Source organism: Aeromonas sp. HMWF016, from assembly GCF_963878195.1.
Classification (GTDB): Bacteria; Pseudomonadota; Gammaproteobacteria; order Enterobacterales; family Aeromonadaceae; genus Aeromonas; species Aeromonas lacus.
In genome coordinates this window covers 1-26478 of the sequence record NZ_CAWNWX010000105.1, presented here as the reverse complement: position 1 = coordinate 26478, position 26478 = coordinate 1, and the positions used below count along the sequence as shown (strand labels likewise).

The window sequence follows — 26478 nt, the reverse complement described above, 5'->3', positions numbered from 1 at the left end:
TTAAACCTCGCGTTTGGCGCACATCAGCTCGGCGGTACAGACCACTTCACCGTCGACGGTGGCGACACCGGTGAACTTGGCAATACCGCGACGCTCTTTCAGGAACTCCACATCGAGCACCAGCTGGTCACCGGGGCCGACCGGACGCTTGAAGCGAGCGTTGTCGATTGAGGCAAAGTAATAGAGTTCATTGGGGGACGGCTTGCCCACCATGGTAAAGGCCAGGATACCGGTGGCCTGCGCCATCGCTTCCAGGATCAGTACGCCCGGAAACACCGGCTTGGCCGGAAAGTGCCCCTGGAAGATCGGCTCGTTGAAGGAGACGTTCTTGATGGCGCGCAGGGTTTTGCGCTCATCGCTGATCTCGTAGTCGTCTACACGATCCACCATCAGAAACGGATAACGGTGGGGCAGCAGATCCATGATTTCCTGGATGCCCAGGCTCTTCTTTTCAGTAGTCAAAACAGTACCCTATACCAATCGTGATTATTCTTGATCCAGCTTCTTCTCAAGCTTGCTTAACCGCTTGTGCATCTCTTCGATACGCATCACCCGGGCGGCGGTCTTGCGCCACTCTTTATTAGTTTGCAGAGGGATGCCGGAAGAGTAGACACCGGGCTCGGTAATGGGTCGCATCACCATGGCCATACCGGTGACGGTGGCCTGGTCGCAGATCTCCATATGCCCGTTAAAGACGGAAGCGCCGCCAATGATACAGTATTTGCCGACCTTGAGACTACCTGCCATCACGGTGGAGCCCGCCACGGCGGTGCCGTAGCCGATCTCGACGTTGTGGGCGATCTGGCACTGGTTGTCGATGATGACGTTGTCAGCGATGCGGGTATCTTCCAGCGCACCGCGGTCGATGGTGGTGCAAGCACCGATCTCGACCCGGTTGCCAATGGTCACGCCGCCGAGCTGGGGGATCTTGATCCACTCGCCACGCTCGTTGGCATAACCGAAACCATCGGCACCGATCACTGTACCGGATTGAACCAGACAGTCGGTACCCATGGTCACATTGTGATAGAGGGTGACGTTGGCCCACAGCCGAGAGCGAGCTCCCAGCCGGGTATTCTTGCCAACGAAACAACCCGGGCCAATGCGGACATCGTCACCCAGCACAACGCCGGATTCGATCACTGCATTGGCACCGATGGCCACTCTCTCGCCCAGCTGGACGTCGGCCGCGATGACGGCACTCGGATGGATATCCATGGCCGGCTGCGGGGTGGTGTCCAGCAGTTGGGCTACCCGGGCAAAACCCACGTAGGGATCCTTGAGCACCAGCGCATTGGTGGGACAGAAAGGGAGATCCGCCTCTGTAATAAGCACGGCAGTCGCCTTGCTCTGCTCCAGATAAGAGCGGTACTTCTTGTTGGACAGGAAGGTAATCTCACCCTCCCCGGCCTTTTCCAGTGTCGCTACCTTGCGGATTTCCAGGGTTCCGTCGCCATGGACCTGGGCCCCCAGTTGCTGGGCCAGCTGTGCGAGAGTAAATGCCATCAATTAGTTGCTCTTGCTTACCTGAGAAATAACCTGGCCGGAGATGTCCAGCTTGCTGGCGGCATACGGGGCGGCGTTACGCTCCAGCACCAGATCGTAACCATTGCTCTTGGCGATGGAGTCGATGGCAGCTTGCACCTTGGTCAGGATCTTGTTGCGCTCTTCAGACTGACGACGGCCGTTGTCCTGCTCGAATGCCTGACGCTTCTGGTTGAACTCCATCTGCAGCTTGGCCAGCTTCTCCTGGCTCTGCTTCTTCTGCTCGGCGCTCATGAAGGCTTCATCCTTGCGGAACTTCTCGACCAGCTTCTGGCCTTCCTGTTCCAGCTTCTGCAGCTCGCGCATGCGCGGCTCGAATTCGCCTTTCAGCTTGGCGGCAACGGCTTCACGCTGGGGCAGCTTTTGGAAAACTTCGCCCATATCGACCACGGCAATCTTGGTCTCAGCGAAGGCAGAACCCATGCCGGCAGCCATCAGTGCAAAGCTCAAACCAGCTACTTTCAACGCTTTATTCACACTTACTCCTTGTTCCCTCATGGCGAGGGCTACCTGATTTACCCGATTATGCAAGCGGCATTGACACCGTCTTGTTACCTGGTGAGGCACGCAAGCTGCGCGTCCCATCATTGAATCCCCCCACCGCATGGGTGGGGGTGAAACACTCATCAGAAGGTACGGCCGATGTTGAACGAGAAGAACTCGGTACGGTCACCCTCATATTTCTTGATCGGCTTGGCCAGTGCGAATACCAGCGGGCCCATGGGCGAGAGCCACTGCAGGGAGACACCGGCAGAGACCCGGATGTTGCCCGGGCTGGAGTAGTCCTGGCTCAAGTAGTTGCAATCTGCCCCGGCGGAGCAGGGGTAGGCTCCATTGGCAAAATCGGTGCTCCAGACAGTACCGGCATCGATAAAGGCGGTAGAGCGGATCTGCGGACGGTAGGTCTCGGAGACGAACGGAGTCGGGAAGACCAGTTCGAACGAGGCCACAGCCAGCGCGTTGCCACCGACCGAGGTGTCGGAACCTTCGTACAAGCAAGAACCGTCAGCATTTGTCTGACAGGTCGGACTTTGTCCAGCAACAGTTGGCTTGTTATAGACCTTGTAGATCGCCTTGGGACCAATGGTATTGCTCTTGAAGCCACGCACCGTATCGAAACCACCAGCGTAGTAGTTTTCGAAGAAGGGGAGCATGGAGTCATTGCCATAGCCATTGCCGTAGGAGACGCGCCCCTTACCGATCATTACCCAGTTGTGATCCGCATCGAGCGGGAAGTAGTGGGCATCTTCGGCGGAGAGCTTGTAGTACTGCAGCTCCATGCCCGGCACAGTCACCTTGGCGTTGACCCGCTGGCGATCACCGGCAGTCGGGAACATCCCCTTGTTGAGGGTGGAGCGGGTCCAGCCTGCAGTCAGGTCGACAGTCACGAAGTCGAGGTTGGAGCCATCCTGCGAATAGAGGTTCCAGAACTGATCCATCTGCACCGACTGGCGATTGTCGTTCCATTGATCCCAGCAGTAGGTGTTGCCATTGGTATCCGGGTTGTCTTTCAGACACTCCTGATAGTTCTGGGCATTAAATGACGGACGGCTCAGCTTGGTGCTTTCAACACCGGTACTGAAGTCGAGACGGTTGAACTCGTTGACCGGGAAGCCGCTTGAGAGACGGAAACCGATGGTTTCGTTTTCGTAATCAACGATATCCGCATCATCGGCGCGGAACTGGTTGTAGTAGACCCGGCCACCCAGGCTGACGCCATCGACGGTGAAGTAGGGGTCGTTATAGCTCAGATCAACGTTCTTGGAGTAGTCGTTGGTACTGGCGTTGATGGCAACCCGCTTGCCGGTTCCCATGAAGTTGTCCTGGGAGATACCGGCCTGCAGACTCAGGCCCGATTCGGTACCGTAACCCACACCCGCGTTGATGGAGCCGGCTGGCTGCTCTTTGACCTTGAAGTCGAGATCGACCAGATCCTCGTTGCCCGGTACCCGCTTGGTATCCACTTCCACGCTCTCGAAGTAACCCAGGCGGTTGAGGCGGCTCTTGGACTGCTCGATGTTGTCGGAGGAGAGCCAGGTGCCCTCCATCTGGCGCATCTCGCGGCGCAGCACCTGATCTTCGGTGGTGGCGTTGCCGGTGAAGTTGATGTTGCGCACGTAGACGCGCGGACCCGGCTCAACGTTGACGATGAGCTCGACTTCCTTGGTCTTGTCGTTGATCTGCGGGAAAGTGACCACTTTCGGATAGGCGTAACCATAACGACCGAGGAACTTGGAGAGCACCTCTTCAGTGTGGGTAACCTGGCTCGCAGAGTAGGTGCTGCCCGCTTCGATCGGGATCAGCCCCTTCATCTCGCCGCCGCGGTCGATCAGGTCGCCCTTGAGCTGGACGCCGGAGACCTTGTACTGATCCCCTTCCTTGATGTTGAGGGTGACGTAGACGCCCTTCTTGTCCGGGGTCATGGAGACCTGAGTGGACTCCTGCTGGAAGCGGATATAACCGCGGTCCATGTAGTAGGAGCGCAGGGTTTCGATATCACCGGCCAGCTTCTGCTTCTGATAGCGCTGATCCGCGGTGAAGTTCCACCAGGGCACCTCGTCACGCAGGGAGAGCTGGGCGATCAGCTTGTCTTCCGGGAAGACGCTGTTGCCGACGATGTTGATCTGCTGGATCTTGGCGGCCTGACCTTCGACGAAGGTGAACTTCAGGTCGACCCGGTTGCGCGGCAGCGGAGTGACAATGGCTTTGACCTTGGCGGAGTACTTGCCCACGCCATAGTAGAAATCTTCCAGCCCTTTCTCGAGGGAGGTAAGCACGGTGCGATCCAGCGGGTCGCCGACACGGATGCCGGAGGACTCCAGACTCTGGGTCAGCTGCTCCTCTTTGATATCCTTATTGCCGGAGAACTCGATGCTGGAGATGGTCGGACGCTCCTTGACCATAACCTGCAGCACCTGACCATCGCGATAGACCTTCACATCCTCGAAGTTGCCCGAGGAGTAGAGCTTCTTGATGGCATTCGCCAATGCGACGGAGTCGACAGAGTCGCCAACCCGGATCGGCAGGTTCAACAGTGCCGCACCCAGGGTCACCCGTTGCAAACCTTCGACCTGGATATCTTGCACCACAAAAGAGGCAGGGGCCGCCTGGGCCAGGAAACTGGCGCCCAGCAGGCAACTCAACACCAATGCTTTTTTAACAGCCATTTTGTTCTTATGTGTCCTTGTTGATGCTCTGGCCTCAGAGGCGAGCGAAATCGTTAAACAGCGCAATGCCCATCAATAACATCAGAATGGCGGCACCGATCCTGAAACCCACTTCCTGAATTCTCTCCGACACCGGTTTGCCAGTGACCGCTTCGATAAGGAAATAGACCAGATGGCCACCATCGAGCACCGGCAGGGGGAACAGGTTGATGATCCCCAGGTTGACGCTGATCAGCGCCAGAAAACTGAGAAAATAGACCAAACCGTAGTCGGCACTGCTGCCCGCCCCCTTGGCAATAGAGATGGGGCCGCTCAGGTTATCCAGCGACACTATGCCAGCAACCAGCTTGCCGATCATGTCAAAGGTGAGCGTGATCAGGCTCCAGGTCTTCTGGGCTCCCTGCCACAGGGCCTGCAAAGGGCCATACTGTAACAGAATTCGGTATTCATCCGGTAATGGAACCAGTTGCGGCGAGAGGCCGACAAAACCAACCAGTTTGCCCTGCACCTTTCTGGTATCCGGGGTCAGGGTCACATCAAGGTCGCGGTTGTTGCGCTCGACCACTACCTGCAGCGGCGCACCCGGTGCGTGCTGTACCAGTTCGACGAACTGGGCCCACTCGGTGATCTCCTGTTCACCGACCCGCTTGATGCGATCGCCAACCTGCAAACCCGCCTTTTCACTGGCACTCTTGGCTACCACGGCCGACACCACTGGCAATACCTTGCCACCAAGGGGCACGATCCCCAAGCTGCCGATCGGGGATTCCCGGTCCGGATCAAACTTCCAGCTATCCAGCGACAGATTCTTGTCGGTGGCATAGCTGGTCTGGGGGGCTTTCACCTTGAGGGTGACCGACTGATCGCCCAGATGGCTCAGCAGGGCATAAGTAACGCTCTCCCAGTCGCCGGTCTGCTCATCACCGACCCCGACAATCTCCATGCCTGGCAGGATGCCCGCCTCGGCCACGATGGAAGCAGGGCGCACCTCGCCAATCACCGGTTTTACCGCCGGCACGCCGATCATGAACATCAGCCAGAGGGCAAACAGGGCAAAAACGAAGTTGGCCATGGGGCCAGCCGCAACGATGGCCATCCGGGCCCATACCGATTTGTGGTTGAAGGCATACTGCTCGTCACCGGGTTTGAGCTCATCCACCCGGCCATCAAGCATCTTGACGTAGCCACCCAGCGGGATCAGGGCCAGCACGTATTCGGTGCCGTCCTTGCCAAGGCGACGCCAGATCGCCTTGCCAAAACCGATGGAAAAACGCTCAACCTTTACCCCGCAACGGCGGGCAACCCAGAAGTGGCCAAACTCGTGCACCGCGACCAGCAGGCCAAGGGCAACGACAAAAGCGCCGATATTCCACAACACACCGCCCATCAGCCAAGCTCCTCAATCAGGTGGCGAGCGCGAGCACGCGCAACGCCATCTAGGGCAAACAGATCGTCGAGGGAGCTCACGGCACTGCTCTCCAGCGCCAGCATAACCGCCTCGTTGATCCGGGCAATATCCATAAAGCCAATCCGCTCGGCCAGGAAGGCGGCAACCGCCTCTTCATTGGCCGCATTGAGCGCAGTGGTCGCAGCCTGTCCCTTGTGGCAGGCATTGATGGCCAGCGCCAGGCAGGGATAGCGATCGTAATCAGGCCGGATAAAGCTGAACTCTCCGACACTGAAGAAATCCAAAGGTTCCACGCTGGAAGGGATGCGATTGGGATAGGCCAGCGCGTGGGCGATAGGAGTGCACATATCGGGATTGCCGAGCTGGGCCAGCACGGAACCATCCTTGTACTGCACCATGGAGTGGATCACCGACTGCGGGTGGATCACCACCTGGATCTGCTCCGGCGCCGCATTGAACAGCCAGCGCGCCTCGATATACTCCAGCCCCTTGTTCATCATGGTGGCGGAGTCGACCGAGATCTTGGCCCCCATCGACCAGTTGGGGTGAGCGATCGCTTGCGCCGGCGTGACATGGGCCAGCTCGTCGACCTCGGTATAACGGAACGGGCCACCGGAACCGGTCAGCAGGATCTTGCTGATCCCCGCCGCCGCCAGATCGCAGAAACCGGGTTGGCGCTGCACGTCGGTCGGCAGGCACTGGAAGATGGCGTTATGTTCGCTGTCGATGGGCAGCAACTCGGCACCATGCTCACGCACGGCCTCCATGAAGAAGGCACCGGACATCACCAACGCCTCCTTGTTGGCCAGCAGAATGCGCTTGCCGGCACGTACCGCAGCCATGGTGGGCGCGAGTCCGGCAGCACCGACGATGGCCGCCATCACGCTGTGAGCATCGGGGTGAGCAGCTACGTCGCACAGGGCGGCGGCACCAGACATGACCCGGGTCGCACTGCCGTGCGCTTGCAGACGGGCAGCCAGCTCACGGGCTGCCTCCTCATCGACCATCACGGCAAAACGGGGGGAGAATTCGAGACAATCCCGCAACATGGCATCCACGTTGCGGGCGGCGGTCAACGCCAATACTTGCCAACTGCCCGGGTTATGGCGCAGCACTTTCAAGGTACTCTGACCGATGGAGCCGGAGGCCCCCAGAATAACCAGTGACTTGTGCATCAAAACTCCTGACTGAGTAGCAGATAACTGAGCAGAAACACCGGCAGGGCGGCGGTCAGGCTGTCGATCCGGTCGAGAATGCCGCCATGGCCCGGCAGCAGGGAACCTGAATCCTTGATGCCGGCTTCACGCTTGAACATGCTCTCGGTCAGATCGCCTAACACCGAGGCGAGCACCGCCAGCAGCGAGCAGAACAGCACGATCCCCATCTTGGCGGGCACGAAGCCCATGAACCAGGTCACCCCCACCGCCAGCAGGCTGGCAGTAAAGAGGCCGCCACACATCCCTTCGATGGTTTTCCCCGGGCTCACGGCCGGTGCCAGCTTGTGTTTGCCGAACGCCTTGCCGAAAAAATACGCGCCAGAATCTGCCGCCCAGACCAGTCCCATGACGAACAGCAGGATCCAGGCCCCCATCATGGGGTCGTGATAGAAGTTGTAACCACGGATAGCCACCAGCGACCAGAAGAAGGGAACCAGAGTCACCAGACCAAACAGGGACTTGAGCCAGACCGACTCTTTCCACAGCTTGGCGCTTTGGGGATAACGCAGCACCAGCAGCAAGCCGAGCAGCCACCAGCTGACGGCAGTCCAGAGTACGCCCATCACCAGCGGGTGCAGATGGGGAGTCCAGAGCTGCTCCACCGGCAGCCAGAACAGGCTGGCCCCGAGCAGCAGGCAGAATACGATGGGTAACCATTGTTGCGGGGCGGCAGAGACAAAGCCGCTCCATTCACGGCTGGCCAGCAAAAAGACCAGCGCAGCCAACAGGGCAAAAAACTTCAATGGCAGAAAGAAAAGCGCCCCTAATACCAGGGGGATCAACATCAAAGCAGTAATAATTCGTTGTTTTAGCAAAAGAAACCTCTCTCTTGGGAGCGGGGTTTAGCCGATCTGCTGCTCGGCGATCAATTCCCGGATCTGTTCACCCGTGCAACCGAAGCGGCGTTCGCGGGCAACAAAGGAGGCAACGGCCTCACTGAACTCGGCCTCGTTGAAATCGGGCCACAACACCGGGGTAAAGTAGAGCTCGGCATAGGCGAGCTGCCATAAAACAAAATTGCTGATGCGATGGTCACCACCGGTACGGATCAGAAGATCCACCGGGGGCAGATCGGCCATGCACACCTCGCGGCCAAGCATGGACTCATCAATCTGGTCGGCCGACAATTCACCGGCCGCAACGGCAGTGGCCAGCTTGCGGGCCGCCTGGGCGATATCCCACTGGCCGCCATAGTTGGCCGCAATGTTCAGGGTCAAACCCTTGTTGTTGGCGGTCAGTGCTTCCGCCTTGGCGATCTTGGCCTGCAGCCGCTCGCTGAAGCGGGCGGTATCGCCGATCACCTTGAGCCGGATGCCGTTGCTGTGAAGCTTGCTCACCTCACGGCCCAGCACGGTAATGAAGAGCTCCATCAAGGCACTGACCTCCCCTTCCGGGCGACGCCAGTTCTCGCTGGAGAAGGCGAACAGGGTCAATGCTTCGATCTTGGCCCGGGCGGCAAAAGTCACCGCCTCACGCACCGACTTGACGCCAGCCTTGTGCCCATAGACCCGCATCTTGCCACGGTTCTGGGCCCAGCGGCCGTTACCATCCATGATGATGGCGACGTGACGGGGCAAAGAGGTGTTGGCGCAATCACCCAACGCAGCCAAAAGCGACATGGTTTTCTCCCACAAAGACAAAAGCGCCGTGCAGGGGCACTACACGGCGCTCGTAATATACCTTTCAGGCGCTTAGATTTCCATTAGCTCCTTCTCCTTTGCAGCAAGGGCCTCATCGACCATCTTGATGAAGGAGTCGGTCAGTTTCTGGATCTCTTCCTGAGCGCGACGGTCGTCGTCTTCGGAGATCTCTTTGTCCTTCAGCAACGCTTTCAGATCGGCGTTGGCATCGCGACGGATGTTGCGCACGGCGACACGGGCGTTTTCCGCTTCACCACGAACAACCTTGGTCAGGTCGCGGCGACGCTCTTCGGTCAGCGGCGGCAGCGGCACACGCAGGCTCTGGCCGTTGCTGGAGGGGTTCAGGCCCAGATCGGAAGTCAGGATCGCTTTCTCTACCGCCTGGATCATGGAGCGGTCAAACACGGAGATGGAGAGGGTGCGAGAGTCTTCGGCTACCACGTTGGCCAGCTGCTTCAGCGGAGTGGCCGCACCGTAGTACTCAACCTGGATACCGTCGAGCAGGCTCGGGTGAGCACGGCCGGTACGGATCTTGGACATCTGGGTCTTGAGTGACTCGACACTCTTGCCCATGCGCTCCTTGGCGTCGTTTTTAATCTCGTTGATCACAGCGGTTTTCCTTTTGGCGAACGAGCCGCCGCGCGGCTCGCATCTATCTTATTTGCTGACGTGATGGATCAGGGTACCTTCCGGCTCACCCATGATAACCCGGCGCAGGGCACCCGGTTTGTTCATGTTGAACACGCGGATCGGCAGATCATGGTCACGTGCCAGAGTAAAGGCAGCAAGATCCATCACCTTGAGCTCTTTTTCAAGAACTTCATCATAACTCAATTCATGGTACAGCACGGCATCCGGATTCTTGACCGGATCCTCGTTGTATACACCATCGACCTTGGTGGCTTTCAGCACCACGTCGGCTTCGATTTCGATCCCGCGCAGACAGGCCGCAGAATCGGTAGTAAAGAAGGGGTTGCCAGTACCGGCAGAGAAGATCACCACTTTGCCTGCACGCAGCTGGCTGATGGCTTCGGCCCAGACGTAGGAGTCACAGATCCCCTGCAGGGAGATGGCAGACATCAGACGGGCATTCACATAAGCACGATGCAGGGCATCACGCATGGCCAGACCGTTCATCACGGTTGCCAGCATACCCATGTGGTCGCCCACCACGCGGTTCATGCCCGCTTTGGCAAGACCGGCACCACGGAACAGGTTGCCGCCACCGATGACCAGACCGACCTGAACACCCAACTCAACCAGCTCCTTGATCTCTTGGGCCATCCGATCCAGCACCGCCGGATCAATGCCGAAACCCTCGGCGCCTTGCAGGGCTTCACCACTCAACTTCAGAAGAACACGTCTGTATGCAGGTTTGGGATTGGTACTCATGTCACTGATTCCTGGTCATATAAAGACCGCGACATAAGTCGCGGTCTGGGGAAACGGAAAAACCGGTTCGATTAGGCCTTCTGAGCGGCCGCGATTTGAGCTGCAACTTCAGCAGCGAAATCGGTCTCTTGCTTCTCGATGCCTTCGCCCACTTCGAAACGGGTGAAGGAGACAACGTCAGCGCCTTCTTTCTTCAGCAGCTCGGCAACGGTCATGGAAGGATCTTTCACGAACGGCTGACCAGTCAGGGAAACCTCACCGGTGAACTTCTTCATGCGGCCTTCAACCATCTTCTCGGCGATCTCTTTCGGCTTGCCGGAGTTGATGGCGATGTCGATCTGGATTTCGCGCTCTTTGGCAACGACGTCAGCGGAAACATCTTCCGGCTTGACGAACTGCGGGCTGTTGGCAGCTACGTGCATGGCCAGATCTTTGGCCAGCTCGTCGGTACCGCCAGTCAGCTTGGTGATAACACCGATGCGGGAACCGTGAACGTAGGTACCCAGGTTGTCACCTTCAACCAGCATCACGCGACGCAGGTTCATGTTCTCACCGATCTTGGCGATCAGGTTGGTGATGGTCAGCTCTACAGACTCACCGTTGCCGAAGTCAGCGGCTTTCAGCGCGTCAACGTCAGCAATTTTCTGGGTAGCAGCGATCTCGACGATCTTCTGACCCATGGCCAGGAAACCAGCATCCTTGGAAACGAAGTCAGTCTCGCAGTTCAGCTCGATCATGACGGCAACGTTGCCTTCGGTACGGGCGAAGATCACACCTTCAGCGGCGATACGGCCAGCTTTCTTGGCGGCTTTGGCCTGACCGGATTTACGCATGTTCTCGATGGCCAGCTCGATATCGCCGTTGGCCTCTTCCAGTGCTTTTTTGCAATCCATCATGCCAGCGGCGGTGCGCTCGCGCAGTTCTTTTACCAGGGCGGCAGAAATGTTTGCCATGTCCAGTATCCTCGGTCTTGAATTGACAAGAAACAGGGGCCACAAGGGCCCCTGCTAACCAATTACATCAGCTTGGTTAATAAGGGCTTTGCAGTCCTTATCAATTACTCAGCTTCAACGAAGCCATCTTGTTCAGCTTGAACAACGATGTCCTGAGCGCGAGCTTCCAGTACGGTGTCAGCAGCAGCATTCAGGTACAGCTGAACAGCACGGATAGCGTCGTCGTTACCCGGGATGACGTAATCAACGCCGTCCGGGTTGGAGTTGGTATCAACGATGGAAACTACCGGGATACCCAGGTTGTTGGCTTCTTTGATAGCGATGTGCTCGTGGTCGGCATCGACAACGAACAGAACGTCAGGCAGGCCGCCCATGTTCTTGATACCACCCAGGCTCTTCTCCAGCTTTTCCATTTCGCGAGTACGCATCAGCGCCTCTTTCTTGGTCAGCTTGTCGAAGGTACCGTCTTGGCTCTGGGTTTCCAGATCTTTCAGGCGCTTGATGGACTGACGAACGGTTTTCCAGTTGGTCAGCATGCCGCCCAGCCAGCGGTGGTTAACATAGAACTGGTCGCAACGCTCAGCGGCTTCTTTTACGGCTTCAGACGCGGCACGCTTGGTACCTACGAACAGTACCTTGCCTTTCTTGGCAGCTACGGAGCTGATGAAGTTCATGGCATCGTCAAACATCGGAACGGTTTTTTCCAGGTTGATGATGTGAACTTTGCTGCGAGCACCGAAGATGTAGGATTTCATTTTCGGGTTCCAGTAACGAGTCTGGTGACCGAAGTGAACGCCGGCTTGCAGCATGTCGCGCATAGAAACTTTAGCCATTTTATACCTCTATTGGGGTTAGGCCTCCACACATCCCATATAACCGACCCGTTAAGGCACCCCGGCATATGTGTCGATGTGTGTGTGTTGTTTAAGTAAGGGTGATGAAATCGGGACGCAAGTTCCCCATTCCGGCGCGCTTTATATCATAACTTTGGCCACGACACCACCGGAGCGAGGCTAAACGACTGCTAAATATGGATCCCGTCAACGGAGGTTGCGACTGCCATTTGACGTTGTGATGACAATCACACTGGAAGTACGAAGGGGTTGCGGATAAAATTTTGGCCTGATTGCAAACGCATCTATTTTTCATTACCTGTCCAGCCTGCCCTCGCAGGCCCGGTGGCAGGCCGCAAGAGAGATCCCATGTCCATTAAAATCAAGACACCGGAAGAGATTGAAAAGATGCGCGTTGCCGGCCAATTGGCCGCCGATGTGCTGGTCATGATTGCGCCCCATGTCAAAGCAGGCGTCACCACTGACGAACTGAACACCCTTTGCCACAACTACATCGTTGATGTGCAGCAGGCCATCCCGGCTCCGCTCAACTACCATGGCTTCCCCAAATCCATCTGTACCTCGGTGAACGATGTGATCTGCCACGGCATCCCGAACCACAAGAAGCTGCGTGATGGCGACATCATCAACCTCGATATCACCGTCATCAAGGATGGCTACCACGGCGACACCTCCGCCATGTTCATCGTGGGCGAGACCACCCCGCTGCGTCGTCAGCTCTGCAAGGTTGCGCAAGAGAGCCTCTACGCCGCTATCAAGAAGGTGCGCCCGGGTGCCTGCATCACCGAAATTGGCGCTGTTATCCAGCCCATCGTCGAGAAGGCAGGCTTCTCCGTGGTACGCGACTACTGTGGCCACGGCATCGGTGCCGAGTTCCACGAAGAGCCGCAGATCCTCCACTACCGCAACGGCGGTAAGCTGGAGCTGAAAGCGGGCATGTGCTTCACCATCGAGCCCATGGTCAACAGCAAGAAGTACCACTGCAAGGTCAATCCGAAGGATGGCTGGACCGTCACCACCAAGGATGGCGGCGACTCAGCCCAGTGGGAACACACCCTGCTGGTGACCGAGGATGGCTGCGAAGTGCTGACCCTGCGTCCCGACGACACTATCGACCGCTTCATCAAACACAGCTAACATCGAACCCCGGCCCTTTAGCGAAAAGCGCCGGGGTTTTTACTGCCCGTTTCAGCCATATGCCTGCCACTTGTGTGTGAGATGCCATGGACGCCAGCCTGCTTTCCCCCCACCTGTTACCCGACGACCAGCTCACCCGCGACAACTGCAAAGAGTACCTGAGCCGCTTTCTCGGCTGGCTGCACGCCCGCTTCGATGCCGGTGACAACATCATCGAGCTGGTTGCCACCCGCTCCGAATATATGGATCAACTGCTCTGCCGCCTCTGGCAGAAGTTTGGCTTCGACAAGAGCGACCTCACCCTGATCGCGGTGGGGGGTTATGGCCGAGGCGAGCTGCACCCCCACTCCGATATCGACCTGCTGATCCTCTATGACGGCGACGAGCTGGACGAAGTGCTGGGGCTGCGCATCGGCGAGTTCATCACCCTTTTGTGGGATCTCAAGCTGGAGGTGGGTCAGGCGGTGCGCAACGTGGCGGAGTGCATCGAGCAGGGCAAAGCCGACATCACGGTGGCCACCAACCTCATCGAGGCGCGCTACATCACCGGTCGCAAGGAGGGTTTCCGGCAACTCAAGGAGGCGACCGGTCCCCAGCACTTCTGGCCGAGCGAAGCCTTCTTTCGCGCCAAGCGCCAGGAGCAGGCGGAGCGGCACCAGCAGTTTCTCGGTACCGCCTACAAGCTGGAGCCGGATCTCAAGTGCAATCCGGGCGGCCTGCGCGACATTCAGACCCTCGCCTGGGTCGCCCGTCGCCACTTCGGCGCCACCACCCTGTTCGAGATGACCAGTCACGGCTTCCTCAACCGGGCCGAGTACCGCGAGCTGCTCGACTGCCAAAATTTCCTCTGGAAGGTGCGCTTTGCCCTGCACATGGCCATCAACAAGGGCGACAACCGCCTGCTGTTCGATCGCCAGCGTACCGTGGCCCAGATGCTGGGCTTCGAGGGGGAAGGCAACACGCCGATCGAGCAGATGATGAAGCGCTTCTACCAAACGGTGCGGCGGGTCGCCGAGCTCAACGAGATGCTGCTGCAGCTATTTGACGAGGCGATCCTTGGCAACAGCGCCATGGATGTGCGCCGCCTCTCCGACGAGTTCCAGCTCCGTGGCCGCCTCATTGATGCGGTAGACGCCGAACTGTTCGCCCGCGAGCCAGCCGCCATCCTGCGCCTCTTCTACCAGATGGCCCAACATCCCGAGATTGCAGGTATCCACTCCGCCACCCTGCGCCAGCTGCGCGAAGCGCGGCGCAAGCTCAACTGCTGGCTGCAGGATCTGCCGGAGTGCCGCCGCCTGTTCATGGCGCTGCTGCGCCACCCCAACGGCATCGGCCTGCCGATGAGCCTGATGCACAAATACGGCATTCTGGCGGCCTATCTGCCCCAGTGGAACCTCATCGTCGGCCAGATGCAGTTCGACATGTTCCACGCCTACACGGTCGATGAGCACACTCATCGGCTGCTCAAGAACATTCACGGCTTTCCCAACCCGGCCAACCGCCAGAGTCACCCGCTCTGCCACGAGGTGTTCACCCGGCTACGCAAACCGGAACTGCTCAGCATCGCCGCCCTGTTCCACGATATCGCCAAGGGGCGACGTGGCGATCATTCGGAACTTGGCGCCGTCGATGCGCTGGAATTCTGCCAGCTGCACGGCCTCGATCGCTACGAGAGCCGGCTGGTCGCCTGGCTGGTGCGCCACCATCTGCTGATGTCGGTCACCGCCCAGCGCCGCGATATCTATGACCCCGACGTGGTCACCGACTTTGCCCAGAAGGTGCGCGACGAGCAGCATCTCGACCTGCTCTACTGCCTCACCGTGGCCGATATCTGCGCCACCAACGACACACTGTGGAACGACTGGAAGGGCACCCTGCTGCGCGAGCTCTACTTCGCTACCCAGAAGGCGCTGCGCCAGGGGCTGGAGAACCCGCCCGACATGCGACTGCGCATTCGCGAGAACCAGCGTCAGGCCAAACAGCTGCTGGCGCAGCGCGACGTGCCGGAAGAGGCCATCAACCAGCTCTGGGGCGACTTCAAGGCCGATTACTTCCTGCGCCACAGCCCGGAACAGATCGCCTGGCACTGCCGCCATATCATCGAGCATGGCGACAACCCGGCGCCGCTGGTGCTGATCGGCAAACACCCGACCCGCGGTGGCAGCGAGGTGTTCATCTACTGCCGCGACACGCCGAACCTGTTTGCCACCGTCGCCTCGGCGCTGGATCAGAAGAACCTCAACATCCACGACGCCCAGATCATGAACTCGCGCAGCAACTTCGTGCTCGATACCTTCGTGGTGTTGGAACCGAACGGCGAGCCCATCAGCCCCAACCGCACCGCCACCATCAAGAAGGCGCTGGAGAAGGCGCTGCAGGAGCCAGGCAAGCTGGTGCTGCGCAACAAGCCGCTGTCGCGGCGCCACCGCCAGTTCAGCGTGCCGACCCGGGTGGTCTTCCTGCCCCATAAAGGGGAGAGCCGCCACACTTTGATGGAGCTGACCGCCCTCGATACTCCCGGCCTGCTGGCGCGGATCGGTGCAGTATTCCAGCAGTGTGGCCTGTCGCTGCACGCCGCCAAGATCGCCACCTTCGGCGAACGGGTCGAGGACTTTTTCAGTCTGACCAGCCTTGATGGCGAGCCATTGACGGCGGAGCAGCAACTGCAGTTGGAAGAGCGGCTGGTGCATCAGCTCAATCCGCAGCAATTTGTCATGGAGTGAGTGCAATCTGATTCGAAAGAGGCTGTTTTCACCTCCGTTTTCCCATACCAAACAAATGGTTGGATGGGAAATATGAAAGAAATGGTCGCTGGTCGGAAGAATTCCGGTCAGCCACTTAAAAACAGTCGGAAAAGTGTGATACAACAAACAGAATTTTTTAAAGGAAACCTGTCATGACCGAGTTGCAACAGATCATTGAAGCGGCCTTCGAGCGCCGCGACACCATTACCCCGAGCACTGTGGACAGCGCTACCAAATCCGCCATCCTGCAAGTCATTGAGCTGCTGGACTCCGGCAAGGCCCGGGTTGCCGAGAAGATCGCCGGTGAGTGGGTTGTTCATCAGTGGCTGAAGAAGGCGGTACTGCTCTCGTTCCGTATCAACGACAACGGCATCATCAAGGGTGACGACGCCCAGTACTACGACAAGGTTCCCCTCAAGTTCTCCAACTACACCGAAGAGCAGTTCAAGGCTGCCGGTGTACGCGTGGTGCCGCCGGCGACCGCCCGCAAAGGCTCCTTTATTGCACCCAACACTGTGCTGATGCCCTCTTACGTCAACATCGGCGCCTTCGTTGACGAAGGCACCATGGTCGACACCTGGGCTACCGTCGGTTCCTGCGCCCAGATCGGCAAAAACGTGCACCTCTCCGGCGGTGTCGGCATCGGTGGCGTACTGGAGCCGCTGCAGGCCAACCCGACCATCATCGAAGACAACTGCTTTATCGGTGCCCGCTCCGAAGTGGTTGAAGGGGTGATCGTCGAGGAAGGTTCCGTCATTTCCATGGGCGTCTTCATCGGCCAATCCACCCGCATCTATGACCGCGAAACTGGCGAAATCCACTACGGCCGCGTACCGGCTGGCTCCGTAGTCGTCTCCGGCTCCCTGCCCTCCAAGTGCGGCAAATACAGCCTCTACGCAGCGGTGATCGTCAAGAAGGTCGATGCCAAGACCCGTGCCAAAGTCGGCATCAACGCTCTGCTGCGCTCCATCGACGAGTAAGCAGTTTTGCTGCCATGATTTAAAGGGCGCCTGATGGCGCCCTTTTGATTTTGGCGCCGCTGTCACAGGCAAGCCATGAGGCTTCGGTTAAGATAGATGGGACAGGATCGTTTCAAACCGAGGAAGCCTGATGTACGAGAATCTCAAGAGCCTGGGGATCCAGGATCCCGCCTCCGTCGACAGCTACACCCTGCGCCAGGAGGCCAACCACGACATCCTCAAGATCTACTTCAAGAAGCAGAAGGGCGAGTTCTTCGCCAAGAGTGTCAAATTCAAATACCCGCGCCAGCGCAAAACCATGCTGGTCGACTCGGGCACCCATGAGTACAAGGATGTCACCGAGATCAACGCCAACCTGAAATACGTGGTGGACGAACTCGACAGCCTGACCCAGGGCGTTCATGTTCATGCCGACCCCGATATCAAACAGAAGATCCTCCGCGACCTGCGCCATCTGGAAAAAGTGGTGCAGAACAAGATCAGCGAAATCGAGCGGGATCTGGAGAAACTCTAACCCTCCCCCATTGCTTAAAGAGCGCCCGATGTGGCGCTCTTTTTATTGCCGCGTACCAGCAAGCTTCACGATGGACTCATTACCTGCGCCCAAACTGAATACAAAAAGAAGAGGGAGGCTTGCGCCTCCCTCTTCCGGAACCTGATGTCAGGCAACTGAATTAGTTGCTCTTCATCCAGATATCCATGTCGGTTTTCAGGTTGTCGGACTTGGTACCGAAGATGGCTTGTACGCCGGAACCAGCCACTACCACACCGGCAGCACCCAGTTTCTTCAGACCAGCCTGGTCAACCTTGGCTACATCTTTCACGCCAACACGCAGACGGGTGATGCAGGCATCCAGAGAAGCGATGTTCTCTTTACCACCGAAGGCAGCAACCAGAGCGGCAGACATTTCGTCTTTACCTTGGCCAACAGTGGACTCGGTGCTCTCGTCTTCACGACCCGGAGTTTTCAGGTTCATGGCACGGATAACGAAGCTGAACACCACGTAGTAGATGGCAGCGTATACCAGACCCAGACCAACCAGCAGCATCATGTGGCTGGCACGCGGGGACTGAACAACGAAGTCGATGAAACCGTTGGAGAAGGTGTGACCGTGAACGATACCCAGAGTGTTGGTCAACACGTAAGCCAGACCAGCCAGTACAGCGTGGATGGCGTACAGTACCGGAGCAACGAACAGGAAGGAGAACTCGATCGGCTCGGTAATACCGGTCAGGAAAGAGGTCAGGGCTGCAGAGGCCATGATGCCCACTACCTTGGCGCGGTTTTCCGGCTTGGCAGCGTGAGCGATGGCAAACGCAGCAGCAGGCAGACCGAACATTTTGAACAGGTAGCCACCAGCCAGCTGACCGAAGCCGTTACCGGCAGCGCGGGACGCGTCATCAGCGGTCAGGAAGCAGGTCATGATACCGTGAACAGTTTCACCGGCACCGTTGACGCAGGTACCAGCCTGATAGAAGAACGGTACGTTCCAGATGTGGTGCAGACCGAACGGGATCAGAGAACGCTCAACCACACCGTAGATACCGAAGGCCAGTACCGGGTTCTGGTTGGCAGCCCAGTCAGAGAAGGCACCGATAGCGCCACCTACAGGCGGCCAAATTACGGAGAGGATGACACCCAGACCGATAGAGAGGAAACCGGTGATGATGGGTACGGCACGCTTGCCGGCGAAGAAACCCAGATACTCGGGCAGCTGGATTTTGTAGAAGCGGTTGAAGGCCCAGGCAGCGATACCACCGGCCAGGATACCACCCAGCACACCGGTCTCGATGGTTTCAACACCCATCACAGGTGCCATTACCTTCAGAGTGGCGACCATGATGCCGTAGCCAACGATGGCAGACAGACCGGATACACCGTCGTTATTGGTAAAGCCAAGGGCTACACCCACTGCGAACAGCAGGGCCATCTGGCCAAATACGGAACCACCGGCCTGTTCCATCAACTGGGAAACAATTTCCGGCATCCAGCTGAAGTGGGCAGCACCCACCCCCAACAGAATACCTGCAACTGGCAGGACTGATACTGGCAGCATCAGCGCCTTACCAACCTTTTGCAGATTAGCGAAAGCATTTTTCAACATTGTGTGCGCTCCTGAATGGATTGTCGTCCCTGAACGATTTATTAGGATGAACCAACGACTCTTCATCGAAATATTATCGAATGGGGTTTGCTTATTTTGACCATCAGAATATAACCCAGCGGGTCGTAAATTTCTGCTTTCGATGGGAGTGGAATATTGATTTTGGAGGAGAGATCACAACTTGTTCTGGAGGCGGAATTACATATATTTGGTGAATGCAGCTCGGCACAATCACTCTATTACACTTAAATATAAACTACAGTTTCGCTTTGTATTTTTATCATTCCAAATAATGCACACCGAAACAACATGTAACTCAATGTAACAAGCCAATTCTCTATTATTACAGTCTACCGATTAAAAAGGCCTCCAACAAGGGAGGCCTTAATAAATATAGTGCTCACTCAAATTTGCTTGAGCTTATTTTTGCGAGCGCTTCACCGCATCGACAAATACCTGTTTCGCTTTGGTCGACCCGGCACGTTCGGCTTCATTGACCAGTTGCATCGCCTTGTCGATATCGCCCGCTTTCACCGCCTTCTCGATCTGGGATTGATAGAAGGCTTCGGTTTCACTCAGCATGGCCGGAACCGGTTTGGCAGGGGCTGTGGCTCTTGTTGCAACAGCCGCTGTGGTTGCCGTTGCTGCAGGAACAACCAGCTTGTTCGGGGCCGGATCGACGATCGGTGTGTTGGCATCGATCGCTTCCTGGTAAACCGGTTTGTAGAAGTTATCGCCGAGCTTGGTGGAGCTCATGTCTTCCACATCAATGCTAACCACACCCCAGGCAGAGTGAGGGATCAGCGGATCTTTGGCGCCATAATCCTGAACACTCAATGACTTGGCCATCATCTTGGAGGGGCTCATCGCTTGGGTGGTTTGGCTCAAAGTAGCCTGAGTGGTGTAAATCACCATGTAGGTTTCGTTGTTCGGGTTACCCACATAGGAACGGTCAATGGTAAAGACCCCTTCTACCCGATCACCATCCAGCATTCTGGCCGGCTTATAGGTAATGATGTCGGAACCAATAGTACGAGTCGGTTTGAACTGGGAGTCCAGCATCAATACAGTGGGGTTGAACAGGGTCTTGTCGATCAGACCTGCAACCGTAATTTTGAGATCGCCGGAATTGGTCGGCAGCTTGAACGCTGCATAATAACTCTTGCCTTCCGGGAAGTTGAACGCCGGAGAACTGCCATCAATGGCAATCACTTTTTTCTGCTCAGCGGCCAATGGCTGATACCGCAACTCGCTGATACTAGAGCAACATACAGTGACTGTGCCGAGTTGCTGCAGAGCGCTGGCACGGCTATCGAGGATACTCTTGTACTCCTGGGTGGGAGCAACTGTAGCCTCAAGAGACGCACACGCCGTCATCAGAGTGGAACACAAAATCGTCAACGCTACCTTGCTATATTTCATCTGCATACCCTACACGCCATCTTGAAAAAAAGAGCCCCCGACAAGCGGGGGCGACTTGATATCAGGTGATGGTGAGATTACCACCAAGCTTCGGCTTGTACACCGAAGTTCCAAGCATTGTCCTGCTTAACTCCGTTACTGTTTTCGCGGAAGTTACCATCTTGCTGCATATAAGAAGCAAACACGCGGATTTCCGGACGAGCCCAGAAGCTGGAACCAGCAGACCAAGCCTGAGCCAAAGTATATTTGGAACCGTCAGAGCTGGTTTTCACACCATTAACTTCTTTGTTGTCCTTGAAGTAGCCGACTTCTGCGATGGTCTTCATCACATCGTTCCACTTGTACATCGGACGTACAACTGCGGAGAAGGTATCCATGTCGGTAGTATCTTTGTCAAGGCCATTGGCTTGTGCATAAAGGATTTGGTGGCCAAACTCGACCTTATCACCTACCGGCAGCACACCCCAGTTGATCAGGCGGAAGCCGTCACCACTGGCGGCAGCTTGGCTCAAACCACTGCCTGAACCAGAACCATAATCAACACCTTGCTTAGCAAGACCATCAAGGAAATATTGGGCCACAGTTTTGTTGAAACCACCCAGCATGGATTGGGTCAGTTCAGCAGTGAACATATGGCCATCTTTGTAATCCGGATTCTGACGCTTTTGCTCATCAGTCAAATTGGCCTTGGCATAGTCGTAGCCAACTTCCAGAGAACCATCAGTCCAAAGCGGGATGCCAGCGTAACGGATATCGAAGGTATTGGTGTCTACACGATCATCAATTTTGATCTTGTTGCCTTTATCATCCAGCACATAGTTGCCATTTGCATCGAGACGATACTGAGTGTTGGCCTCTGTATCACCCTTATAGATAGCATCCCATGGATCATTGCGAACCACAGCCACAGACAGTTTGCCAGGACCCACTTCGATGTTTTCTACACCAGCACCAGCACCGGATACATCCCAGTAGTAGGTATCGGAGATATGGATATCATGACGCTGGTAGTAGCGCTTACCGGCCCAGAGGGTCTCGTTACCGCCAAACATATTTTTGGCTTGAACGTTGAACTGACGCAGGGCGAAGTCTGCATTATCACCGCCGGTACTTTCCCAGTCACGGCCTTGTTTACCTGCAACCATGGCAAACATGGAGTCTACGTAGAAGGTCTGGTTGTTCTTGTTGTAAACCTCTTGGCCCAACTGAACTTCAGAATAAGTTTCAGCTTCGTTACCAAGACGACCAACACGGTTCTTGCTCATAGTCTGCATGTCGCCGTTATCGGAAACACCGACACCGGAACGGAAGTAACCGTGGAAATCTACGGCAAAGGCGGCTTGGGAAGCCAGGGCGGCAGTAACAGCTGCAGCAATCGGGAGCCACTTCATTTTCATTGTCATATTCCTTATTTCCCGCTGTGAGGAGTGTGATCCTGAATATTTATCACCGGGCAATCCTGCTGGTGATAACCGAGGTCGATTATAGGGAGCACATATCGCGACAAATATGAACCGACTCACAAAATGGCGACAAATCGCTCGGCAAACGATCGCCTCACACCAATTCAGCTAAAAACCCAAAAAATAGACAACAACTCACCAACAAAATCAAAAAGGAAGCGATCAAGATCAATCTGAAACCGCTCTCATCAATTAATTCGCAACGAGATGAAAGTGAATATTTGATCACTCATTGGCAAAAACATGACTGAAATCGCTTTCATAATTGAACTTTTATTTTCCTGATATGTCTTGCTGCCTTTTAGAACGACACAAACAAGAAAACGGTGTCAGTGAGAAATATGTCGTCACTGTCAGTGCGGATATTTGATGAGCATGGGGAGAATAGCGTACAAATAATAATCCCCTGCCGAACCGGACAGGGGACTTATATGAAGCAAATTACAGCGTAATTTTGCGGCTATATATGCCAGCTTTTTAGCCAAGCCAGAGCGACCCGCTCCGGCTCATCGTGCAGGGTCGCATCCAGCTCAAGGCGAGGGACAACCGCTGCTGCCCCCAGCTCCTGCAACTGGCTATCCAGCCGACGGCCGGCGCCGCAAAAATGGTCGTAGCTGCTGTCCCCCATGGCGACCAGAGCGTACCGCAACCCCTTGAGCCAGGGGGCTCGCTCAGCCAGATCGGTAGCAAAGGGCTGCAGATTGGGGGGAATGTCCCCCTGCCCCGTAGTGGCGCTGACCAACAATAAAAAACGGCCGGGGTCGATATCCTCCAGCCGTGCCTCTTCATAAAGCGCTGTCTTGTGCCCTTGCCGTGTCAGCTCATCAGCCAGCGTCTCGGCCACCAGCATGGCCGCGCCATAGACGCTCCCCACCACGATATCGATCTGTGCCATCACCTGCTCCCTGCCATTTCAGTCGGATGATGAGCCACTTTATCGGCAAGATGGCGCCAGATGCAACCTGATGAAAATCAGTAGTCGCTCTCGCTGGCAGGCCAGCCCAGCTCGGCAAACAGGCGCAGCACATCCTGACCAAGCGGCGCCTGGATCCGCATCGGCACCTTGAGGATCGGGTGGGTAAAGCTCAGGGTGCGGGCCACCAGCAGCAGGCGCTCGCAGCCATAGTGTTCGCGGAAGAAGCGGTTATGACGGCCATCGCCGTGGGTGGTGTCGCCCACAATCGGGTGGAACAGATGATCCATATGACGGCGCAGCTGATGCTTGCGGCCGGTTTTCGGGAACAATCTGACCAGACTGTAGCGACTGGTGGGGTGTTTCTTGGAGACCGCATGGGGCAGCTCGACCCGATGCAGCCGGCGGAAGCTGGTGACCGCCTCCTGCGCCGGCCGATCCGGATTGCTCATGGCGTCGGCAATCTTGTCCAGCTGCTCTTTGAGGGGGTAGTCGATCACCCCCTGCTCGGGCGCCCAGCCGCGTACCAGCGCCAGATACTCCTTGTGCACCTGACGGTTGGCAAACGCCTCGGTCAGGGTACGGGCAACCGCCGGATCGAGGGCGAACAGCAGCACCCCAGAGGTGGGCCGGTCGAGACGATGAACCGGATAGACATGGCGACCACCGATCAGATCCCGAGTCATCTGCATGGCAAAGCGGGTCTCGGCCTTGTCGAGCCAGCTGCGATGCACCAACAGGCCGGAGGGCTTGTTGACCGCCACCAGCCACTCATCCTGATAGAGCAGGGTGAGCTGCAGCGCTTTCTCTTCTTTGCTCTGCTCGTCCATCATTGCTCGACCACTTTGCCGGAGAGCAGCAGGTCGAAGCGGGCGATCAGCCGCAGCAGGGCCTCCACCTCGGCCAGCTCCTCTTTATAGACTTCGCTGGCCATGGGATAGAGGGAGACGCTGCTCGGCAACGGCGCCTGCATCACCACCAGCTGCTCCATGCGCGGGATCAGCACGAACTGCAACCACTGGTCAAAGCTCAGGGTATCGACACAAAAAGGCAGGGTACTGGCCAGTGCCTCCTCGCCCGGATGCTCCGCCTGCCAGCGCTCGAGGCGCTGCAGCTCGGCCGTGAGTTCCCCCAGCAAGCCGGCGACCAGCAAATATTGATTCATATCGTGTACTTCCTCATCACCACAGGTTGATCCGGGATGGCGGCGCGCTTGCCGAGCAAGGCAACAACAAGACGCCAACCAGAGCGGCAGCCTTCGCAGCCAACCGCCCGTAAAAAAGGGCGATACTATACACCTCCTCCCGAGCCGCTGCCATGCAGAGATCCCGCCTCAGGCTCGCCATCAGAGCCGGAGCCAACGCTGGCTATCCGTGGCCATGGCCTTATAATCGGCCCGCATCATATTCAAGCCGGAGCTCTCCATGTCTGCGACGCCGACCGCCATCAATACTCTGACCGACTTTCTGACCCAGGCTGGCACTCAGTTCCAGCTGTTTGACATGGGCCGCCAGGTGCGGCCGCTGGCAAGCGACACCTTTGTGCGCATCGAACAGCAGCAAGAGCCCTACCCCTGGCCGCTGCAGCAACACGCCTGGCTCGGCGTCCACTTCTTCCAGCCGAGCGAATCGCGTCACTACCTCTGGTTCCTCAAGTTTGCTCTCGACGAGCGCGGCCTGCTCATCTCGAGCGGCCCCAAGCACTTCATGGATCAGGTGGTAGAGACGCTGGGCTACAAGCTGACCGGCGAGCTCGACGAAGAGAAAGCCAAGCGACTGGCTGACAACCCCTACACCTTCCGCCCGGCCGAGGCCAAGATGGCCAGCCTGCACGCCAAGCTGGCGCGCCAGCTGGAGCAGGCCCCGTCTGCCTATTACGAAGCGCTCTGCCACTATCTGGCAGCCCCCAACGACACCGGCTGGCAGACGCTGGGGCTGCAGGGTTTTGCCGATCTGGCGGAGCGGCTGCATGATGAGCGCAATCTGGCGCTGGTTTGCAAGGCGCTGCCCAAGCTGCCGCAAGAGCCGCTCTACGCCCTCTGCCAGAGTCTGGAGAGCGCCCCCTTGCCGCCAGCAGTGCAAGGCGCCCTGCTCGAGCGGATCGGCAAGGAGCAGGAGTGTGCCACGCCCAACCCGGAGACCCTGGCCTACCTCTGCCGCGCCATGGCCTCCTGCCCCGGCAGCGCGCTGCGTACCAACAAGCTGCTGACCCTGCTGCAAACCCAGCCGGGCCCGGCACTGCTGCTCGCTATCGCAGGCCGGCTCTGGCCCGATCTGAAGGATGCCAGACTGCTCGGCGACTATCTGGAACAGCTCGCCCTGCAACCGACCCGGTTCTTCAATCAGGTTTTTGCCGAGCTCGTCACTTTACCGGCCCTGCGCAATGATATGCTGGCCAGACTGCGTGACCCGGAACGCAGCGAGGAGCTGGGCAAGGCGATTGGCCGCCTGTTTGCCACTGCCTGATCTGCAGGCCCATTGGCCACGGTTTGGGAAACAAGGGAGCCTGGCCACAGGCTCCCGCTATCTGGCTGACAGCCAGCTCTGACAATCATCCGACAACAAGGAAGCTGCCTATGGGAGAGATGCTCGGAATTCTGGCGCTGATGGCGATAGCCGGCGCCTTCTGGCTGCAACGCCGTCAGGCCGAACTGGCGTGGCAATATATGCGCCGCTACTGCCAGCACCACGACCTGCAACTGCTGTCGCTGGCCCGCAGCCGCCGTGAAGTGGCCGGCAAACCGCTCAGGCTGCTCACCCACTACCAGTTCGAGTTCTCCAGCGATGGCGAGAGCCACTATCAGGGCACCCTCAAGATGCAGGGCCTGCACGTTATCGGCGTCGAGCTGCCGCCCCATCGCATTCCCACGGTTTAACATCCCCTTGCTCCATCACCCGGCCTGCTTATCCCCCTCCCCACCCGGGTCGGGGCCGGCAAGCCATATGGCACAGATCGGACGAACCCTTCTGGTGAGCACAAACGGCATGCTGGATGCCGTCAGCTATGCGCTTCCCTCGCTATAAGCTGGAATTGGGTCATTTTCCTAAAACCCATAAATTTTGTTTATAGCGATCAAGCCGGGCCATCTCTCCTCTCTCCAGCCCTCGTCATAAGCGGCGCAATGCCCCCTCCGCCATCAGGATCAAACCCCGACCCGCAGCGGGGGAAAAAATCCGCCTGTCTATAATCTCAGGGATTAGCCAAGGGAGAGACGAGATGGCCCCCCTGCACCACGATTTACCCGCCCTGTTCGCCCAGCTCGGCATGGCCAACGACGAGTTGAGCCTCTATCGATTCGTCCACGAGCATCATCTCGACAACGAGACCCTGCTGCCGGAAGCGCAGTTCTGGAGCGCAGCCCAGGCCAGCTTTCTGCGCGATGCCCTGTGGCACGACTCCGACTGGTGCGAGGCGATCGACCAGCTCGACCTGATGCTGCGCCAGCCCCGCTGAGCCCTCCCCTTTTATCCCCTGCGGGCTTTGGTTAAGATCCCGCCCCGACCAGCCACTTTGGCCCCCTCATCCACCCATTCAGCAG

25 protein-coding genes are annotated in these 26478 nt (G+C 57.5%); 7 read left to right on the top strand and 18 right to left on the bottom strand.

From position 1 onward, the window contains the following. The 12 genes from fabZ to rpsB form a co-directional block, all read right to left on the bottom strand. Entirely contained in the window at positions 1-462 is a 462-nt protein-coding gene (fabZ, locus tag AACS24_RS17565) for a 3-hydroxyacyl-ACP dehydratase FabZ (protein ID WP_005338559.1), read from the bottom strand. 24 nt (positions 463-486) lie between these two features. Further along, on the bottom strand, positions 487-1506 hold the full coding sequence (lpxD, locus tag AACS24_RS17560) for a UDP-3-O-(3-hydroxymyristoyl)glucosamine N-acyltransferase (protein WP_005343790.1): 1020 nt from the start codon (positions 1504-1506) through the stop codon (positions 487-489). A gap of 3 nt (positions 1507-1509) precedes the next feature. Next, entirely contained in the window at positions 1510-2022 is a 513-nt protein-coding gene (locus AACS24_RS17555; protein WP_033116088.1) for an OmpH family outer membrane protein, read from the bottom strand. A gap of 149 nt (positions 2023-2171) precedes the next feature. After that, positions 2172-4712, bottom strand: coding sequence for an outer membrane protein assembly factor BamA (gene bamA, locus AACS24_RS17550; protein WP_108570435.1), 2541 nt, complete (start codon positions 4710-4712; stop codon positions 2172-2174). A gap of 34 nt (positions 4713-4746) precedes the next feature. Beyond that, positions 4747-6099 (bottom strand): sigma E protease regulator RseP, encoded by a 1353-nt coding sequence (gene rseP / locus AACS24_RS17545; protein WP_108570434.1) that lies wholly within the window; start codon positions 6097-6099, stop codon positions 4747-4749. After that, the gene (ispC, locus tag AACS24_RS17540; protein WP_108570433.1) at positions 6099-7295 is read right to left on the bottom strand and encodes a 1-deoxy-D-xylulose-5-phosphate reductoisomerase; all 1197 of its coding nucleotides are present in this window, start codon (positions 7293-7295) and stop codon (positions 6099-6101) included. Before ispC ends, rseP begins: the two co-directional genes overlap by 1 nt. Then, positions 7295-8152 carry a phosphatidate cytidylyltransferase gene (locus AACS24_RS17535; RefSeq protein ID WP_041208079.1) on the bottom strand — a complete coding sequence of 286 codons (858 nt, stop codon included), beginning with the start codon at positions 8150-8152 and terminating at the stop codon, positions 7295-7297. The genes ispC and AACS24_RS17535 overlap by 1 nt, the downstream gene beginning before the upstream one ends. Positions 8153-8179: 27 nt before the next feature. After that, positions 8180-8956, bottom strand: a complete 777-nt coding sequence (uppS, locus tag AACS24_RS17530; RefSeq protein WP_108570432.1) for a polyprenyl diphosphate synthase — start codon at positions 8954-8956, stop codon at positions 8180-8182. A gap of 72 nt (positions 8957-9028) precedes the next feature. Further along, entirely contained in the window at positions 9029-9586 is a 558-nt protein-coding gene (gene frr / locus AACS24_RS17525; RefSeq protein WP_108570431.1) for a ribosome recycling factor, read from the bottom strand. 48 nt (positions 9587-9634) lie between these two features. Then, a complete protein-coding gene (gene pyrH / locus AACS24_RS17520; RefSeq protein ID WP_041208077.1) occupies positions 9635-10369 on the bottom strand; it encodes a UMP kinase in 735 nt (244 codons plus the stop codon). A gap of 71 nt (positions 10370-10440) precedes the next feature. Beyond that, positions 10441-11322: a translation elongation factor Ts gene (gene tsf / locus AACS24_RS17515; RefSeq protein ID WP_033116096.1), complete on the bottom strand. Its 882-nt coding sequence runs from the start codon at positions 11320-11322 to the stop codon at positions 10441-10443. Positions 11323-11426: 104 nt separating this feature from the next. Beyond that, entirely contained in the window at positions 11427-12155 is a 729-nt protein-coding gene (gene rpsB / locus AACS24_RS17510) for a 30S ribosomal protein S2 (protein ID WP_005303470.1), read from the bottom strand. A 369-nt stretch (positions 12156-12524) separates the two neighbouring features. On the opposite strand from rpsB, the gene map reads away from it, so the two are divergent. The 4 genes from map (at position 12525) to AACS24_RS17490 (ending at position 17551) form a co-directional block, all read left to right on the top strand. Next, positions 12525-13313 carry a type I methionyl aminopeptidase gene (gene map, locus AACS24_RS17505; RefSeq protein WP_108570430.1) on the top strand — a complete coding sequence of 263 codons (789 nt, stop codon included), beginning with the start codon at positions 12525-12527 and terminating at the stop codon, positions 13311-13313. 86 nt (positions 13314-13399) lie between these two features. Continuing rightward, positions 13400-16036 carry a bifunctional uridylyltransferase/uridylyl-removing protein GlnD gene (gene glnD, locus AACS24_RS17500; protein ID WP_108570429.1) on the top strand — a complete coding sequence of 879 codons (2637 nt, stop codon included), beginning with the start codon at positions 13400-13402 and terminating at the stop codon, positions 16034-16036. Between the two features lie 173 nt (positions 16037-16209). Continuing rightward, positions 16210-17037, top strand: coding sequence for a 2,3,4,5-tetrahydropyridine-2,6-dicarboxylate N-succinyltransferase (dapD, locus tag AACS24_RS17495; RefSeq protein ID WP_108570428.1), 828 nt, complete (start codon positions 16210-16212; stop codon positions 17035-17037). A 130-nt stretch (positions 17038-17167) separates the two neighbouring features. After that, positions 17168-17551, top strand: coding sequence for a DUF3461 family protein (locus AACS24_RS17490; protein WP_033116100.1), 384 nt, complete (start codon positions 17168-17170; stop codon positions 17549-17551). Between the two features lie 160 nt (positions 17552-17711). Here the strand turns inward: AACS24_RS17490 and ptsG are convergent, their stop codons facing one another. The 6 genes from ptsG to AACS24_RS17460 all read right to left on the bottom strand — a co-directional run bounded on the left by ptsG (position 17712) and on the right by AACS24_RS17460 (position 24105). Beyond that, positions 17712-19142, bottom strand: coding sequence for a PTS glucose transporter subunit IIBC (gene ptsG / locus AACS24_RS17485; RefSeq protein WP_033116101.1), 1431 nt, complete (start codon positions 19140-19142; stop codon positions 17712-17714). Between the two features lie 420 nt (positions 19143-19562). Next, positions 19563-20564, bottom strand: coding sequence for a MalM family protein (locus AACS24_RS17480; RefSeq protein ID WP_258222861.1), 1002 nt, complete (start codon positions 20562-20564; stop codon positions 19563-19565). 77 nt (positions 20565-20641) lie between these two features. After that, positions 20642-21961 (bottom strand): maltoporin, encoded by a 1320-nt coding sequence (locus AACS24_RS17475; protein WP_108570427.1) that lies wholly within the window; start codon positions 21959-21961, stop codon positions 20642-20644. 526 nt (positions 21962-22487) lie between these two features. Then, positions 22488-22922, bottom strand: coding sequence for a flavodoxin (locus tag AACS24_RS17470; protein ID WP_108570426.1), 435 nt, complete (start codon positions 22920-22922; stop codon positions 22488-22490). A 77-nt stretch (positions 22923-22999) separates the two neighbouring features. Then, the gene (gene truC, locus AACS24_RS17465) at positions 23000-23773 is read right to left on the bottom strand and encodes a tRNA pseudouridine(65) synthase TruC (RefSeq protein WP_108570425.1); all 774 of its coding nucleotides are present in this window, start codon (positions 23771-23773) and stop codon (positions 23000-23002) included. Continuing rightward, on the bottom strand, positions 23770-24105 hold the full coding sequence (locus AACS24_RS17460) for a YqcC family protein (protein ID WP_033113715.1): 336 nt from the start codon (positions 24103-24105) through the stop codon (positions 23770-23772). Before AACS24_RS17460 ends, truC begins: the two co-directional genes overlap by 4 nt. Before the next feature lie 259 nt (positions 24106-24364). Between AACS24_RS17460 and AACS24_RS17455 the strand changes: the two genes are divergently transcribed. From AACS24_RS17455 to AACS24_RS17445, 3 genes are all read left to right on the top strand, one after another. Then, on the top strand, positions 24365-25405 hold the full coding sequence (locus AACS24_RS17455; protein ID WP_108570423.1) for a DUF3549 family protein: 1041 nt from the start codon (positions 24365-24367) through the stop codon (positions 25403-25405). A gap of 110 nt (positions 25406-25515) precedes the next feature. Continuing rightward, positions 25516-25815 (top strand): DUF3301 domain-containing protein, encoded by a 300-nt coding sequence (locus AACS24_RS17450; RefSeq protein ID WP_041208068.1) that lies wholly within the window; start codon positions 25516-25518, stop codon positions 25813-25815. A 341-nt stretch (positions 25816-26156) separates the two neighbouring features. Further along, the gene (locus AACS24_RS17445) at positions 26157-26393 is read left to right on the top strand and encodes a DUF2789 family protein (protein WP_033113718.1); all 237 of its coding nucleotides are present in this window, start codon (positions 26157-26159) and stop codon (positions 26391-26393) included. The last annotated feature ends 85 nt before the right edge of the window (positions 26394-26478 follow it).

Bases quoted from the DNA above. Each gene is read 5' to 3' on its own strand.
- rseP (WP_108570434.1), bottom strand. From the start codon at position 6,099: ATGGGCGGTGTGTTGTGGAATATCGGCGCTTTTGTCGTTGCCCTTGGC.
- truC (WP_108570425.1), bottom strand. From the start codon at position 23,773: ATGATGGACGAGCAGAGCAAAGAAGAGAAAGCGCTGCAGCTCACCCTG.
- AACS24_RS17460 (WP_033113715.1), bottom strand. From the start codon at position 24,105: ATGAATCAATATTTGCTGGTCGCCGGCTTGCTGGGGGAACTCACGGCC.
- AACS24_RS17475 (WP_108570427.1), bottom strand. From the start codon at position 21,961: ATGAAAATGAAGTGGCTCCCGATTGCTGCAGCTGTTACTGCCGCCCTG.
- ptsG (WP_033116101.1), bottom strand. From the start codon at position 19,142: ATGTTGAAAAATGCTTTCGCTAATCTGCAAAAGGTTGGTAAGGCGCTG.
- tsf (WP_033116096.1), bottom strand. From the start codon at position 11,322: ATGGCAAACATTTCTGCCGCCCTGGTAAAAGAACTGCGCGAGCGCACC.
- bamA (WP_108570435.1), bottom strand. From the start codon at position 4,712: ATGGCTGTTAAAAAAGCATTGGTGTTGAGTTGCCTGCTGGGCGCCAGT.
- pyrH (WP_041208077.1), bottom strand. From the start codon at position 10,369: ATGAGTACCAATCCCAAACCTGCATACAGACGTGTTCTTCTGAAGTTG.
- AACS24_RS17490 (WP_033116100.1), top strand. From the start codon at position 17,168: ATGTACGAGAATCTCAAGAGCCTGGGGATCCAGGATCCCGCCTCCGTC.
- lpxD (WP_005343790.1), bottom strand. From the start codon at position 1,506: ATGGCATTTACTCTCGCACAGCTGGCCCAGCAACTGGGGGCCCAGGTC.
- dapD (WP_108570428.1), top strand. From the start codon at position 16,210: ATGACCGAGTTGCAACAGATCATTGAAGCGGCCTTCGAGCGCCGCGAC.
- AACS24_RS17480 (WP_258222861.1), bottom strand. From the start codon at position 20,564: ATGAAATATAGCAAGGTAGCGTTGACGATTTTGTGTTCCACTCTGATG.
- uppS (WP_108570432.1), bottom strand. From the start codon at position 8,956: ATGTCGCTTTTGGCTGCGTTGGGTGATTGCGCCAACACCTCTTTGCCC.
- map (WP_108570430.1), top strand. From the start codon at position 12,525: ATGTCCATTAAAATCAAGACACCGGAAGAGATTGAAAAGATGCGCGTT.
- ispC (WP_108570433.1), bottom strand. From the start codon at position 7,295: ATGCACAAGTCACTGGTTATTCTGGGGGCCTCCGGCTCCATCGGTCAG.
- AACS24_RS17450 (WP_041208068.1), top strand. From the start codon at position 25,516: ATGGGAGAGATGCTCGGAATTCTGGCGCTGATGGCGATAGCCGGCGCC.
- AACS24_RS17455 (WP_108570423.1), top strand. From the start codon at position 24,365: ATGTCTGCGACGCCGACCGCCATCAATACTCTGACCGACTTTCTGACC.
- glnD (WP_108570429.1), top strand. From the start codon at position 13,400: ATGGACGCCAGCCTGCTTTCCCCCCACCTGTTACCCGACGACCAGCTC.
- rpsB (WP_005303470.1), bottom strand. From the start codon at position 12,155: ATGGCTAAAGTTTCTATGCGCGACATGCTGCAAGCCGGCGTTCACTTC.
- AACS24_RS17470 (WP_108570426.1), bottom strand. From the start codon at position 22,922: ATGGCACAGATCGATATCGTGGTGGGGAGCGTCTATGGCGCGGCCATG.
- AACS24_RS17445 (WP_033113718.1), top strand. From the start codon at position 26,157: ATGGCCCCCCTGCACCACGATTTACCCGCCCTGTTCGCCCAGCTCGGC.